Annotated in this window: 14 protein-coding genes; 10 read left to right on the top strand and 4 right to left on the bottom strand. The window is 33.4% G+C overall.

The features are described 5' to 3' along the window. Positions 1-204 precede the first annotated feature (204 nt). Together FS935_RS10235 and FS935_RS10240 are read left to right on the top strand one after the other, a co-directional pair. Positions 205-408: a hypothetical protein gene (locus FS935_RS10235; RefSeq protein WP_193559359.1), complete on the top strand. Its 204-nt coding sequence runs from the start codon at positions 205-207 to the stop codon at positions 406-408. Between the two features lie 138 nt (positions 409-546). Beyond that, positions 547-1,113 carry a superoxide dismutase family protein gene (locus FS935_RS10240; RefSeq protein WP_146948181.1) on the top strand — a complete coding sequence of 189 codons (567 nt, stop codon included), beginning with the start codon at positions 547-549 and terminating at the stop codon, positions 1,111-1,113. A 26-nt stretch (positions 1,114-1,139) separates the two neighbouring features. Here FS935_RS10240 and FS935_RS10245 read toward each other — a convergent pair whose 3' ends face one another. Further along, a complete protein-coding gene (locus FS935_RS10245; protein ID WP_146948183.1) occupies positions 1,140-2,477 on the bottom strand; it encodes an ATP-binding protein in 1,338 nt (445 codons plus the stop codon). A gap of 559 nt (positions 2,478-3,036) precedes the next feature. Next, positions 3,037-4,212 (bottom strand): MalY/PatB family protein, encoded by a 1,176-nt coding sequence (locus FS935_RS10250; protein ID WP_146948185.1) that lies wholly within the window; start codon positions 4,210-4,212, stop codon positions 3,037-3,039. 108 nt (positions 4,213-4,320) lie between these two features. Here FS935_RS10250 and FS935_RS10255 point away from each other — a divergent pair, with 108 nt between their 5' ends. Beyond that, complete coding sequence (locus FS935_RS10255) at positions 4,321-4,581, top strand: DUF1871 family protein (RefSeq protein ID WP_146948451.1); 261 nt, start codon at positions 4,321-4,323, stop codon at positions 4,579-4,581. Between the two features lie 64 nt (positions 4,582-4,645). On the opposite strand, the gene FS935_RS10260 is transcribed toward FS935_RS10255, so the two are convergent. Then, positions 4,646-5,482: an alpha/beta fold hydrolase gene (locus tag FS935_RS10260; RefSeq protein WP_146948187.1), complete on the bottom strand. Its 837-nt coding sequence runs from the start codon at positions 5,480-5,482 to the stop codon at positions 4,646-4,648. Positions 5,483-5,839: 357 nt separating this feature from the next. Here FS935_RS10260 and FS935_RS10265 point away from each other — a divergent pair, with 357 nt between their 5' ends. The 5 genes from FS935_RS10265 (at position 5,840) to yugI (ending at position 10,666) form a co-directional block, all read left to right on the top strand. Next, positions 5,840-6,340, top strand: a complete 501-nt coding sequence (locus FS935_RS10265; protein ID WP_146948189.1) for an Lrp/AsnC family transcriptional regulator — start codon at positions 5,840-5,842, stop codon at positions 6,338-6,340. After that, the gene (locus FS935_RS10270; RefSeq protein WP_146948191.1) at positions 6,337-7,506 is read left to right on the top strand and encodes an aminotransferase; all 1,170 of its coding nucleotides are present in this window, start codon (positions 6,337-6,339) and stop codon (positions 7,504-7,506) included. The genes FS935_RS10265 and FS935_RS10270 overlap by 4 nt, the downstream gene beginning before the upstream one ends. 447 nt (positions 7,507-7,953) lie before the next feature. Next, the gene (locus FS935_RS10275; RefSeq protein WP_146948193.1) at positions 7,954-8,514 is read left to right on the top strand and encodes an RNA polymerase sigma factor; all 561 of its coding nucleotides are present in this window, start codon (positions 7,954-7,956) and stop codon (positions 8,512-8,514) included. Beyond that, positions 8,507-10,129 carry a hypothetical protein gene (locus tag FS935_RS10280; protein ID WP_146948195.1) on the top strand — a complete coding sequence of 541 codons (1,623 nt, stop codon included), beginning with the start codon at positions 8,507-8,509 and terminating at the stop codon, positions 10,127-10,129. Before FS935_RS10275 ends, FS935_RS10280 begins: the two co-directional genes overlap by 8 nt. A gap of 135 nt (positions 10,130-10,264) precedes the next feature. Continuing rightward, positions 10,265-10,666 (top strand): S1 domain-containing post-transcriptional regulator GSP13, encoded by a 402-nt coding sequence (gene yugI, locus FS935_RS10285; RefSeq protein WP_146948197.1) that lies wholly within the window; start codon positions 10,265-10,267, stop codon positions 10,664-10,666. A gap of 479 nt (positions 10,667-11,145) precedes the next feature. Here yugI and FS935_RS10290 read toward each other — a convergent pair whose 3' ends face one another. Further along, positions 11,146-11,376 (bottom strand): DUF378 domain-containing protein, encoded by a 231-nt coding sequence (locus FS935_RS10290; RefSeq protein WP_146948199.1) that lies wholly within the window; start codon positions 11,374-11,376, stop codon positions 11,146-11,148. 142 nt (positions 11,377-11,518) lie between these two features. Here FS935_RS10290 and FS935_RS10295 point away from each other — a divergent pair, with 142 nt between their 5' ends. Beyond that, a complete protein-coding gene (locus FS935_RS10295) occupies positions 11,519-12,682 on the top strand; it encodes an iron-containing alcohol dehydrogenase (protein ID WP_146948201.1) in 1,164 nt (387 codons plus the stop codon). Positions 12,683-13,193: 511 nt separating this feature from the next. Then, positions 13,194-14,546 carry a glucose-6-phosphate isomerase gene (locus tag FS935_RS10300; RefSeq protein WP_146948203.1) on the top strand — a complete coding sequence of 451 codons (1,353 nt, stop codon included), beginning with the start codon at positions 13,194-13,196 and terminating at the stop codon, positions 14,544-14,546. Positions 14,547-14,611: the final 65 nt, after the last annotated feature.

The raw sequence follows: 14,611 nt of genomic DNA on the forward strand, positions 1-14,611 counted from the left end.
CTTATTATACTGGTTGAAGCGAAGGAGGAACGTACTTGTCGTTATACCTCGCCACCCTTGCATAAACACTCTTATATACTACCATGAAGGGCTGTAAAACGTAATGTATGAACGTTTTATGGAATTTTAGTTTTAGACCTTTAATAGACTAGTGATTCTTATAAAAACTTGTTATAGTATGTACAAAGAAAGGTCGTGAGTTATTTGGAACTATACATTCCACTTATAGGTTTATTTTTATATTTTCCAGAAGATAAGTCCGAATATTTGCCAGCCGCAATAACGATGGGTGTCTTTACAATTCTGGCTATTTTTGCATTTCGATATATTGTAAAATTATCAAAAAAAGAACAAGGTCAAGTTGATGATCTTATTAAACAAGCTAATGAAAAGAAAGACAGCGAGTGATGAATAGGAATTTTTAGATAAAGTATATTTTAGATCACTTCCGGCTGAGTAATAGATAAATTCTTATGATATCCTGAATAAAAACAAGTAAATATACAAAAAATACCCTTTAGCCAACATATTAAAATGGAGGGTATTATGAAACGTAACTTATTATTGTTATTTCTTATTTCTTTCATCTTAGCAGGCTGTATGGAGAAAGAAATCACAAAAATGGAAGTTGAAATGTTTAATGCTGCCGGTGATTCGCTAGGAACTATTAAAGTAGATGAAGTATCTGAAGGTGTTGAGTTAACTGTTTTACTAGAAGGTCTTCCTCCGGGAGAGCATGGCTTGCATATTCATGAAAAAGGAACATGCAAAGCACCAGATTTTAAAAGTGCTGGTAATCATTTTAATCCTGATGAATCCATGCATGGGTTATTACACCCAGAAGGAGCACATGCTGGAGATCTTCCAAATATAATTGCCGAAGATGGTAAAGTGGATGCTCAATTGCAAGCACCTCAATTGACTTTAAAAAGTGGGAAAAAGAACTCTCTTTTAAGAGTAGAAGGAACAAGCATTGTGATAACTGAAGGTAAAGATGATGGCATGACACAGCCATCAGGTGATTCAGGAGCTCGTATAGCTTGTGGGGAAATTACTGAAGAAGAGGCAAAAAGAGAAGATAAAAAAGAAGTAACTCCACCTGAAGAAGAATAGAAAAGTAAAAAAACAGGTTAACTGATTTAACTAAAAAGTTGACCTGTTTCTTTTTTATCAAAATACTGGTCAGGCGCTACTGATAGATTATCCTTAAACAAAGGCAAGGTAACGATTGCACAAGTACCTTTGTTTAGTTCACTATGATATCGAATAGAACCACCATGATTTTTTACTATAGAGTATGTAACAGTTAATCCAAGACCGGTTCCAGTATCTTTTAATGTATAATACGGCTCGCCAAGTCTTGCAATTTGATCCTTCGACATACCAATTCCATTATCAGTTATTTTCACAATAATGTTTTCTTCTTTTAAAATCGTTTTTACTGATACTAGACCACCCGATTCAGGTACTGCTTCTATTGAATTTTTCATTATATTTATAAAAACCTGTTTTAATTTGGTTTCATCACCAAATACATATAAATGATCATCAATAATATAATCAAATGTTACAGCTTTAAAGTTTGCATATGAAGTTAAAAGTATTGTTAAATCTTTTAAGGTATTTGTTAAGTGTATTTTTTCTTTCGATATGTAATCATTACCAGCCAAACTTAAATAATCGGTTATGATAGATTGTGCTCGATCGAGCTCTGAAATGACAAGATCCATATACTCTTTTCTCTGAATGATGTTTGTATCTGATGAATTACCAATTAGTTGAATAAAGCCTCTTACAACAGTTAAAGGATTTCGAACTTCATGGGCAACACTTGCTGCCAGCTCACTGACTATTGAGAGTTTTTCTGCCTTTATTAACTCATTTCTCAATAAGGCATTCTCTCGCATATATTCAATTAAATAGATGGCAATCATTAAAATGAAAGTTAATATAATAATAGATATACTAAGGGTAACTAAGTTTTCTATTGGAGTATGGAAAATATTTAAAGCGCTTACAATACCGAAAAATAATAAAGAAAGAACTAAGATATAAAGCCCATATAATAATGATGATAATAACTTTTGTTTGAATCGCTTTTTCTGCCAATTTTGCTTCATTGAGCTCGAGTAAATAGAAAAAGCTAAAATGAAAAGCAAGAAATAAAACCATTGGATATTAAAGGAATGCAACAAATAAGCAAAAGTGGTTAAAAGTGTTAAAAGGCCAGCTAAATTCCCTGCATAAACAAAGCTAATGAAAAGCGGAATTGCTTGAAGATTAAAGAAAATGCCATCAACTATTTCGATCGGCCAAATGATACATAGTAGGGAAGAAGTGACAGTACTAAAAATAATAATCACTTTATTTGGCTTAAGTACATGTGAAGGATCTTTACTTAACCAAAATAGATGGTAACTAAAGATAGGGAATAATATAAATGCCACTTGTAAAATAATATCTTTTATTAAATCCATTCAGAAGTCACCTTTTATAAGTTTTCTCTAATTATATCACCAATTTATGGCAAAATCCTCAACTTTTTAATAAAATTTTACAGTAATCGAGCCAGTAAAATAATTGTTGATTTATAGAACTTTTTTAAATGGCATCAATGAATGGTTAGAACAGTGTCAAAAGGAGAGAGCAAAGAGGCTGGGACATAATTAAAGAAGTCATACAAAAAGACGAATAAATCTAAATTCAGTTAAGCTGAAAGAAACAAGTTCGTTCCATTGCGCTGCAGACACTCCATTCTCCGGGGAGGAAGCTGAGCCTTCTCGGCATGCCTGCGGGGTCTCAGCCATTCCTCAATTCCCGTAGGTGCCCGAGTGTCTTCCGCTCCATTCCACTAGTTCTTAAAAATAGAATGCAAAATCAAAAAATCTAATTGAAGGCAGCAAATAAAAACCCGAAATATTAGGCGAATAATTAATTGAAATATCTCCTAATATTTCGGGTTTATCATTAGCTTAAATACTTATGTCCCAGCCTCTATTAGTCTATTTAAAGGGATAAATAAATACAAACAAATAATTAAACTTCTTTTAATGCAGTCACTAGCCTTCCTAATCCATCCTTTATTGTTGTCTTTGAACACGCAATATTCATTCTTAGAAAACCTGCTCCATTTTCACCGAATTTAGATCCAGGTTCCAATGCTAGTTTACCTTTCTTTAGTAAAAGGTCTTTAAGTTCATCATCTGTTTTATTCAGTGCTCTTGCGTCTAACCATATAAGGTATGTTGATTCAGGTCTCATTACTTTAATATTTGATAAATACGTTTTTATATATTCTTCGACTATAATGACATTTCCTTCTAAATACTCTATAAGTTCATTCAGCCATTTTTCTCCGTACGTATAAGCTGCTTCCATCGCTTCTTGCCCTAGTGTATTGATCATCATAAGACCAAATCTTTGTTTCACTTCATTATATTTTCTTTTTAGTGAATCGTTAGTGATGAGTGCTACTGAAGCTTGTAGACCAGCTAAATTAAATGTTTTACTTGGGGCAATAAAGGTTATTGTTTGATTGGCCAATTTCTCATTAATTGATGCAATGGGAGTATATTTACTGTTAAATAATAATAAATCAGAGTGAATATCATCAGATAAAATGAGTACATTGTGTTTTACACAAAGATTCCCTATTTTCGTTAATTCTTCTTCACTCCATACTCGACCACTAGGGTTATGTGGATTACATAAAATAAATAACTTAGTTTGGGGATCAGATAACTTTTCCTCTAAATCGGTAAAATTGATATCATAACGAAAATCATTACTTAAATGAAGATGATTATAAAGAACTTCTCGATTATGTTTTTTAGCAATTTCAAAAAAAGGATAATAAACAGGTGATTGAACGACAACTTTGTCTTGTTCAGAAGTGAATGCTTCAATTGCCAAGCTTATGGCAGTAACGATGCCTGGGCTATATGTAATGATTTTTGGGTTGATATCCCAACTATGACGATTTTTAACCCACTCTTGAATAGCTTTTTCCATACTTGTGCCAGACATTGTATATCCAAAGATTCCATGATCAATACGTGAATGGAGGACATCAATAATTTCATCAGGAGCTTGAAAGTCCATATCGGCGACCCACATTGGCAGGACTTCATCTTCTCCAAAGATGTTTTTTGAAAAATCCCATTTTACAGAGTTTGTGTTTTTACGATTTATTACTTTATCAAAACGATTCACACGAACCACTCCTTTGATTAAAAATTTGCTTGAATCGTCAATTACTTACTTCCATCATAAGTGTGTTACAATTGCAGTGCAAAAAATAAGATCATAAAGGTGAAAAAAATGGATGCACAGCACACTAATATTAAATTAATGGAACTATTATTACAGTGGGATCCATTAGGCTATGGTGAAGGAAGTTATGAAACAGAAGTAGTTGATGTATTGCAAGCAGTTTATGCTAATGAAGAGGTTGGGCAGCTTGCTAGAAAAATACAAGCTATATATGAGTTTTCATTTGAAGAAATTATTCCTTTACAGCACTGTGAAGATCTTGCTGTAAAGCTCTTATCAATAAAAAATAATGATAGTTGTGAAATATAATAAACGACTAAAGAAGATAAAGGCAAAATGTACTGTATACTATTTTTACATTTTGCCTTAAGAATCATTGAGCTTGAAAGATGAAATTTCCAATCTTTTCTGATACATGCTCTGGTTTTTCCTCTGGAACAAGATGTCCAGTATGTTTAAAAGACACAAATGATGAATTAGGTAAATCCTTTCTCAATCTTTCTCCAATTGTTATAGGTACGACTTTATCTTCGTTTCCCCAGATCAGCAAGCTTGGTTGTTCAATTAATTTTAGTTCTTCAGCTGGTAGATCTCCTTCATGATCACGAATCATTCTATTCAATGCCATAAAAATTCGATTATCTAAAAATGGCTCCATATAACCATCCATCATTTCTTGATCAATCAGGCTTTGATCATGAACCACATTATTCAAATTTTTCAGAATGCCTTGACTAGCAAGCCAATGCTTAATACATAAATAAAAATAAGGAACATAGGAACCAAATTTAAGGGTTGGGCTAACTCCCTTCGTGTAACCTGCACTACATAAAAGAACAACCTTCTCAAATAAATCTGGTCGTTGTTTTGCAGCATTCAACGAAACTTGTCCGCCCATAGAATGTCCAACAAGAAAAGCTTTTGAAATCTGTAAAGCTTGAATTAGCTCAATGACAACTCTGGCCATATTTGTATAAGAATGAACAAATTTTGTGGATTTTTCAGTTTTACCAAATGGCGGCAGATCAATAGCTATAATGGTGAAATCCTTTTCTAATAAAGGAATAATTTTACGAAAGCTGAAGCTAGAGGATAGAAATCCATGAATTAATACAATCACAGGATTTAGACGGTCCCGCTCATACACTTCATAATGAACGTTCACACCAAGAATGTTCATTTTACTGCAATAAAAATGGGCCTTTTCCATAAACATTCACTCCATTATATATATAAAAATTTGTCATTATGTTAAAATGTTGATTTAGTCAAATTAATCTTATTTATTTCGCGGGTTTCTTAACTAAAGTGATGTATTTATATTTGAAATTGAGACTAAAATGAAGTAGAGAAAATCAAGGTGGACTCTGTCGTTTGTTCGATAACAAATTTTAGATTTAATTTAACTTAAAATGAACAATAACGTTAAAAGTTTCTTTTATTTTGACCGAATAAAGTTTAATTACACATGTAAAAATCTACCCGTATTTCTTTAATTGAAACATATGAAAAACGAGTTATTAGGTGTTATAATTATCTGAAGATTTAAAAAGTAGGAGTGTTGGCAATGAAGTTTACCGAAAAAGAAGTTGAGATCTTAGAAATTCTGGAGGACGACTGTCGATTGTCTGCAGATCAAATAGCAAAAATGATTGACTTATCTGAGTCTGAGACAAAAGAAATAATCCGAAATCTTGAAGATCAAAGAATAATTGTTGATTATACAGCACAAGTCAATTGGCGCAAAGTAGATGGCCATGAAGGTGTTAAGGCCATGATTGATGTGAAAGTCCAACCAAAACGTGGAGTAGGCTTTGATGATATCGCTAGTCGTATCTATCGTTTTAAAGAAGTAAAATCTGTTTATTTAATGTCAGGTGCATATGATCTTTCTGTTATTATTGAAGGTAAATCAATGTCAGATATAGCACACTTTGTTTCTGAAAGGCTTTCAACGCTAGATTCTGTATTATCAACGACAACTCATTTTATCTTAAAGAAATATAAACATGATGGCACTATATTTGAACAAGATGATGAGGATAAGAGGATTGTGGTGTCACCATGATTGAGCCCTCTCATTACATCTCTAAAACTGTCAAGGATTTAAAGCCATCAGGAATTAGAAAGTTTTTTGATTTAGCAGCAAGCATGGAAGGTGTCATTTCATTAGGTGTAGGAGAGCCAGACTTTGTAACACCATGGTCTGTTAGAGAAGCATCTATTCTTTCTCTTGAACAAGGCTTTACGTCTTATACGGCTAATGCTGGATTATTGGAGCTTAGAGAAGAGATTGCTTATTATCTACAAGGAAAAGCTAAAGTCTCCTACAATCCAAAGGAACAGGTATTAGTAACAGTTGGTGCAAGTCAGGCACTTGATGTTGCATTAAGAGCAATTGTAAATCCTGGTGATGAAGTAATTGTAATTGAACCTAGCTTTGTATCTTATTCTTCTTTAATCTCTTTAGCAGGTGGAGTCCCGGTTTCAGTACAAACAAGTGGTGAAATGGAGTTTAAACTGCAGCCAGCTGAACTAGAAAAAGCTATTACTGAAAAAACGAAAGCTATAATTTTATGCTCACCAAGTAATCCAACTGGAACAGTACTTGAACATGAAGAACTTGTGAAAATTGCTGAAATCATTGAGAAGCATGATCTGCTTGTTATATCAGATGAGATTTATGCTGAGTTAACATATGATCATGAGTATACTAGCTTTGTTTCAATTGAAGGTATGGCTGAAAGAACAATTCTTGTTTCCGGGTTTTCAAAGGGCTTTGCTATGACAGGGTGGAGATTAGGTTATATTGCTGCTCATAAGGATTTTCTAAGTGAAATGCTAAAAATTCATCAATATTCAATGATGTGTGCACCTACTATGGCACAATATGCTGCTATTGAAGCAATGAAAAATGGTCGAGAAGATGTCCTTTATATGAAAAAGAAATACAAACAACGAAGAAATTTAGTTGTAAGTGCTCTTAATGAAATGGACTTAACATGTCATGTACCTGGAGGAGCATTTTATGTATTTCCTTCAATAAAGAAAACAAATCTGACGTCAGAAGAATTTGCTGAGCAGCTTCTTCTAGAAGAAAAGGTAGCTGTAGTACCAGGCAATGTTTTTGGTGATAGTGGTGAAGGCTATATTAGATGTTCTTATGCATCTTCTTTAGAACAGTTACAGGAAGCATTAAGAAGAATGCAAAGATTTGTTGAAAATAAAATTTAAAAAAGCTGACCAATAAAGGTCAGCCAAATATAGAGAAACAAAAAGGGGGGGATACTAAAAAGCCTTATGCTTTTATTATTCCCCTTTTTTGCTTTTATAAACATAGCTTCTGACATAATAGCTTCTTTTATTGATTTTTCTCCTAATGAATACCTACTTCACAGAAATATTGAACATAATCAACAAATTGTGTGATGGACAATCCTCTAACCATACTAATATGAAACAAACTTCAGTTAACATTCGTTATATATTTTGAAAGAGTTGTTTTCGTAAACTTTGTTGCTTTAGTCATATGAAGAAAACAGCACTGTATAAAGTCTAGTGGCATCTTTTCTTCTTAGAATCGTACCTTTCATATGATAAAGATATTGTTACTAATAGGAATTAGGTTTAATTAGCAACAATCCAACAGAATAGAGCCTTTGAAAGAGGAGGGTAGCAAAAATGAATGAAGAAAACTTAATAAAAAAAGCGAAGCAGGGGAATATTATCGCATTTCAACAATTAGTAGAATTACATTATCCCACTGTTGAAAGGTTTGCCTATCAATTAGGAAATAAACATGAAGAAATTGAGGATATCACACAAGAAGTATTTATTCGTGTTTATCGATTTCTCGATCAGTTTACAAAGGCAAAGTTTTCAACATGGTTATATAAAATTACACTTAATGTCACAAGAGACTTTGCTAGAAAAAGACAATCAAACATTCGTAAAGTGTTTAAAATACAACAGGATTTTCGCAATGATGATTACCCAGAAATAGAGTCAAAGATCATTAAGAATGAAGAAGATCGGATATTGCACTTATCAATACAAAGATTGGATGAAAAATACCGGATACCAATTGTTTTGTTTTATTTTCATGATAAAAAGTATGAAGAAATCTCTGAGATCATGTCAATTAACATTTCGACTGTTAAAACGAGAATCCTGCGTGGAAAAACACAATTAAAAAAAATGATGGAAGAGGTTATAAAGAAGGAAGGTGACATACATGGATGATAAAATATTTGAAGAACGAATGAATAGTTTGAAGAGTTCATATGAAAAATTACAGCCTGTTTCTTCTGTTGATCATATTATTAATAATGTAAAGCAAACAGAGCTTCCAAAGCGGAAAAAAATATTTCCCCTAACATATGTGGCATCTTTTATAGGTGTTTTATTAATAGCTGGAATTTTGGGTACACAGCTAATATCTCAATCCAATAAAAGCAGTGGTGAAAAGTCACCATCAATTGAAAATCAAACCGTTTCAGCAACAGATATAGAAGATTCAATAAATGAAGTCAGAGGTTTGTATGAAAGAAACCTTGATGTACTAAAAGAAAAGCTACAATTTGATGATGTTGAACAATATAGTTTTGTACAAGAAGCTAAGAATTCAGTAGAGAGCTTTGAAGAAAGAAGGGAATATTCCTCACGTGCAGAACTTCAAAATTATACAGAAAACGTGAAAAATATCATCTCTTTAAGAGTATCAATGCCTAATGAAGAAATGGAAATTTTAAAAGAAAGAGCAAAAAATGATAAAAAAATAGATGAAACACAACTAATCAGTTATTTAATTAAAATAGAGCTACTCAAGGAACGATTTAACGAAAAATGGTTTAATTTAAGGCAGCTACCAACTGAAGGGAACTTAGTAGAATATGTGGATAAGCTAAATAAACAAGAAGTTGAAAATGGATCTGATGACTATCTAAATCTAATTAAAACTCTTAGAGAAAATGGATATCGTTTTATTTTTATTACAGAAGGTGAAGGTCAAATTGATTTAACAATAGACCATCAAAAAATCCTAGATACATTCAAAGATATGCTTAGTAATCAACTAATAGCTTACCTACAATATAAAAAGGAAGTCATTGAACAAGGAACTGTCTTAGGTTTAACTCAAGAACAATTAGCATCCCGTATTATAAAATTAGAGGAGACTATCATTGCACATCCTAATTTCGAGAAAAATGATGACCTAAAAATGGAATACGAAAAACACCTTTTACATTTTATACAATATAGTGATGAGGAGAGTATGAATGATTTTGTAAGTGATTATCCAAAATCCTTATCTGCAAAACAAGTGGACGAATTTTTAAATGGAAATGAACATGATGAGTTTGTTTCTGGTCAAGAGAGAGAAAGCATTAGTGCTAAAATATCACCAGAGCTAAAAGCGATTTCAGGAAATAATGTGCAATTACTTCCACTAACAGATTCTTTGGAGGCAGTTTATGAGGAGTATAAAAATACACGTAATGATGAAATTCTTGAAGGTCCATTTTTAGGTACTGAAAGCGCAATAGAAGTCTCAATTGCACGTCTGTATATGTATGCTGTTGAAAATAAAGATTATGAAACAGCTTTTTATCTAACTTACGATGGGGAAGCTTCAGAAAGACCAGATTTAGAACGATTTATAAGTGAAATGGCACAATCGACAACCAATTATCAAGATCTATCAAATAAAGTAATCAAAGTCAGTACAACATATAAGGAAAATGGTAGATTAATCGAGCACACATTTACTACAAAAGATGGAGAATCCATTATATTCAATATGAAACGAAACAATGAATATGAAAAGGTTAGAGTTGAATATACTTCATTTCCATAAAGCGACGTCTTTGATCGTTGCTTTTTTGGTTATACTATATTTGAAAAGATATTTTTGAAAAAAATGAAAAACTGTGATATAATTTTATATTGCGTATAAATAGACATTTAATATAAGAAAATTAGGAGTGTTATTATGACAACAAAGTACGAAATAGGCAGTGTTCATACAGGAAAAGTAACAGGAATTCAACCATACGGAGCGTTTGTTGCACTTGATGAAGAAACTCAAGGATTAGTTCATATTTCTGAAATTACTCACGGTTTCGTAAAAGATGTTAACGAACATTTAAATGTGAATGATGAAGTTCAAGTAAAAGTTCTTTCTATTGATGATAAATCTGGAAAAATCAGTTTATCAATTCGTGCTACTCAAGAAGCACCAGTAGAAGAAAAGAAAGAAGCTGCGCCTAGAAAACCTAAAAAGCGTCAAGCTACAGTGAAAGCTGAAACAGAAACTCCACAAGGCTTCAATACATTAAAAGACAAGTTAGAAGAGTGGATTGAGCAATCTAAGCGTGAAGAAGTAAAGAAATAATTATAATGAAATGAAAAAGGTGATCGCATTTTGCGGTCACCTTTTTTCATTTATGCTTTTTGTGTTAAAGAACCTTCGTAGCAAGTTTAAGGAACTATTGCTTTTTACTTTGTCTAGCTCCAGGCGCCATCGGCTCGAGTCATAAGTCAAATAGGAATTAAAGGTAAAGAGCACCTTCTATTACTATTCGTCTTATGCTTGTCGCCGATAGGCAGGCGCCTTCCGCTTTTCATTGTCTAGCTACAGCGCCTAGCCCCTCGAGTCATAAGCCAAAAAGGAATTGAAGGTAAAGAGCACCTTCTATTCCTTTTCGTCTTATGCTTGTCGGGGCTAAACAGGCGCTTTCGCTTTTCGTTGTCTAGCTACAGGCGCCATCGGCTCGAGTCATAAGTCAAATAGGAATTGAAGGCAAAGAGCGCCTTCTATTCCTATTCGTCTTATGCTTGTCGCCGATAAACGGGCGCCTTCCGCTTTTCGTATTACCTAGCTTCTGGGCGTGGTTCTCTTGCTACTTCTTCAGATGGTTTGAATAGTAATCCAAGGTTGATTAAACCTGCTATTCCGACAAGACCATAGATGATTCGGGATAGTGCTGATTCTTGGCCACCGAAGATAGCTGCAACTAAATCGAATTGGAAAAATCCGATTAGTCCCCAATTAATCGCCCCTATTATTGTAAGTACAAGTGCTATACGTTGAATTGCGCTCAATTTTACAACCTCCTTAGTTGATAACTACATTTTTATGATGTGAAGTTAAGTCAAAACTATTCATAGAAAATTTCACTTAAAAGCACTTTTCTTTACAAGTATTATTGAAATCTACATAATCTATAGATGGAGGCGATATAAAATGGAAAACTTTACATACTATAACCCAACAAAATTAATATTCGGAAAAGACCAAGTAGGGCAATTACAAAATGAGGTTCCTAAGTTTGGTGAAAAAGTTCTGATCGTTTATGGTGGTGGCAGTATAAAAAGAAATGGTCTCTATGATCAAGTTATTAAGGTGTTAAAAGAAAAAAATCTTCAACTTTTTGAATTAGCTGGAGTAGAGCCAAATCCAAGGTTATCAACTGTTCATCGCGGAGTTCAATTATGTAAAGAAGAGGAAATTGATTTTATTTTAGCAGTTGGTGGAGGAAGTGTAATTGATTGCACAAAAGCTATTGCTGCTGGAGCTAAATATGATGGTGATGCTTGGGACATTGTGACAAAAAAACATATGCCAATAGATGCGCTGCCATTTGGTACAGTTTTAACACTTGCTGCTACAGGTTCTGAAATGAATTCTGGCTCTGTTATTACTAATTGGGAAACAAAAGAAAAGTATGGATGGGGTAGTCCACTAACATTCCCTAAATTTTCTATATTAGATCCTGTTAATACATTCACGGTTCCTCAAGATCAAACGGTTTATGGAATGGTTGATATGATGACACATGTTTTTGAACAGTATTTTCATCATACAAAAAACACACCATTACAGGATCGTTTTTGTGAATCCTTATTAAGAACAGTGATTGAAACAGCACCAAAATTAATAGAAGATCTCGAGAATTATGAGCTCCGTGAAACCATCTTGTATTCTGGAACAATCGCGTTAAATGGTCAGCTACAGATGGGTTACAGAGGTGATTGGGCAAGTCACAATATTGAGCATGCTGTTTCAGCTGTTTATGACATTCCACATGCTGGTGGTCTAGCTATTATTTTCCCAAATTGGATGAAACATAATATAGATGAAAATATTTTACGCTTTGTACAATTAGCTGTTAACGTATTTGATGTTGAAACAACAGGAAAAGATGATAAAACAATTGCATTAGAAGGAATTGAGAAACTACGCGAGTTTTGGAGTAGTATCGGAGCTCCAAGTCGATTAAAAGATTATAATATAAATGATGAGAATATAGATTTAATGGCAGACAAGGCTATGGTAAATGGTCCATTTGGTAACTTTAAAGCTCTTCAAAAAGAAGATGTTGTAGCTATATTAAAAGCTTCACTTTAAGCATAGCTGAGGGCACCAAGAGCTTGACACTACACTTAAATACAGATTTTACATTTTCTCTGATCTTAAAATAATAAGAGGCTGGGACATAACTTAAGTGATTAACAAAAATTCCGATCAAAGTAATAGCTTAGCGAATGAAAATACGTAGACTCCTGCGGGATGAAAAGCAACGGCTAGACCCCGCAGTGCGAAGCACGAGGAGGCTTGCCAGCTTCCCGCGGAAAGCGAGTATATTTCAGTAGCGTCGTAACTACACCTACAACGATTGTTCGGTTAGAATTTTGTTAAATATTTTTGTCCGAGCCTCTTTTATTATGCTAAATAATGTGAATGTAGATTAGAGCGTACTTTATGTATTTTAGTTCACTATAGTATTATTTAATAAACCTTATTACAAATTAATATAGCGTTTAAGCGTATACATTATCAACTTTGCTTGATTTAAAGGACTAGTTTAGATAAAGTGATAATAGCGATAATTTCAAGATGAAAATGGAGGGAATTTAAAATGACACATGTACGTTTTGATTACTCAAATGCATTATCTTTTTTTAGCGAGCATGAAGTTACATACTTACGCGACTTTGTAAAAGTTGCACATCATTCTATTCACGAACAAACAGGTGCTGGAAGTGACTTCTTAGGATGGGTGGATTTACCAAAGAACTATGATAAAGAAGAGTTCTCACGTATCCAAAAAAGTGCAGCGAAAATTAAATCAGATTCAGAGGTTCTTCTAGTCATTGGAATTGGTGGATCATATTTAGGTGCTCGAGCGGCTATAGAAATGTTAAACCATTCTTTTTATAATGCTTTATCTAAAGAACAAAGACAAGCTCCCCAGGTTATTTTTGTTGGAAACAACATTAGCTCTACATATATGAAAGATCTTCATGATTTATTAGAAGGAAAAGATTTCTCAATCAATGTTATTTCTAAATCTGGAACAACAACAGAACCAGCATTAGCTTTCCGTATTTTCCGTAAACTTCTTGAAGAAAAATATGGAAAGACTGAAGCAAAACAACGTATTTATGCAACAACAGATAAAGCTCGTGGTGCCCTAAAAACACTTGCAACAGAAGAAGGCTATGAATCATTTATCATTCCTGATGATGTTGGTGGTCGATTCTCAGTGTTAACAGCAGTAGGATTGCTACCAATTGCAGTTACAGGTGTTGATATTGAAGCAATGATGAATGGAGCTGCTGTGGCTAGCGATGATTTTGGTAAATCTGAATTAGAAGAAAATCCAGCATACCAATATGCAGCTGTTCGAAATGTTCTTTACAACAAAGGGAAAACAATTGAAATGCTTATAAATTATGAGCCAGGACTTCAATATTTCTCTGAATGGTGGAAGCAATTATTTGGAGAAAGTGAAGGTAAAGACCAAAAAGGAATTTATCCATCATCAGCAAACTTTTCTACAGATCTTCATTCACTAGGTCAATATGTTCAAGAAGGTCGTCGTGATCTTTTTGAAACAGTGATAAATGTTGAAAATCCACGTCATGAGTTATTTGTGGAATCAGAAGAAAATGATCTAGATGGCTTAAATTATCTAACTGGTAAATCAGTTGATTTTGTTAATAAAAAGGCATTCCAAGGAACGATGCTTGCACACACTGATGGTGGAGTTCCAAACTTAGTTGTGACTATTCCAGAAATGGATGCTTATACATTCGGATATTTAGCTTATTTCTTTGAAAAAGCTTGTGCAATGAGTGGATATCTATTAGGCGTTAATCCATTTGATCAACCAGGTGTTGAAGCTTATAAAGTAAATATGTTTGCTTTACTAGGTAAACCAGGATTTGAAGAGAAAAAAGCAGAACTTGAAAAACGATTAGAAAAATAATATTTTAGGTTTAGGGGGCCATCATCAATGTTGGCTCTCTATTCTTTTTTGTGTTGATTTCACAT

This window comes from Metabacillus litoralis (assembly GCF_007994985.1).
Classification (GTDB): domain Bacteria; phylum Bacillota; class Bacilli; order Bacillales; family Bacillaceae; genus Metabacillus; species Metabacillus litoralis.

What these genes read in the sequence shown, in the direction of transcription:
- FS935_RS10240 (WP_146948181.1), top strand. Translation starts at nt 547, where the DNA reads ATGAAACGTAACTTATTATTGTTATTTCTTATTTCTTTCATCTTAGCA.
- FS935_RS10245 (WP_146948183.1), bottom strand. Translation starts at nt 2,477, where the DNA reads ATGGATTTAATAAAAGATATTATTTTACAAGTGGCATTTATATTATTC.
- FS935_RS10255 (WP_146948451.1), top strand. Translation starts at nt 4,321, where the DNA reads ATGGATGCACAGCACACTAATATTAAATTAATGGAACTATTATTACAG.
- FS935_RS10260 (WP_146948187.1), bottom strand. Translation starts at nt 5,482, where the DNA reads ATGGAAAAGGCCCATTTTTATTGCAGTAAAATGAACATTCTTGGTGTG.
- FS935_RS10265 (WP_146948189.1), top strand. Translation starts at nt 5,840, where the DNA reads ATGAAGTTTACCGAAAAAGAAGTTGAGATCTTAGAAATTCTGGAGGAC.
- FS935_RS10270 (WP_146948191.1), top strand. Translation starts at nt 6,337, where the DNA reads ATGATTGAGCCCTCTCATTACATCTCTAAAACTGTCAAGGATTTAAAG.
- FS935_RS10275 (WP_146948193.1), top strand. Translation starts at nt 7,954, where the DNA reads ATGAATGAAGAAAACTTAATAAAAAAAGCGAAGCAGGGGAATATTATC.
- FS935_RS10280 (WP_146948195.1), top strand. Translation starts at nt 8,507, where the DNA reads ATGGATGATAAAATATTTGAAGAACGAATGAATAGTTTGAAGAGTTCA.
- yugI (WP_146948197.1), top strand. Translation starts at nt 10,265, where the DNA reads ATGACAACAAAGTACGAAATAGGCAGTGTTCATACAGGAAAAGTAACA.
- FS935_RS10295 (WP_146948201.1), top strand. Translation starts at nt 11,519, where the DNA reads ATGGAAAACTTTACATACTATAACCCAACAAAATTAATATTCGGAAAA.
- FS935_RS10300 (WP_146948203.1), top strand. Translation starts at nt 13,194, where the DNA reads ATGACACATGTACGTTTTGATTACTCAAATGCATTATCTTTTTTTAGC.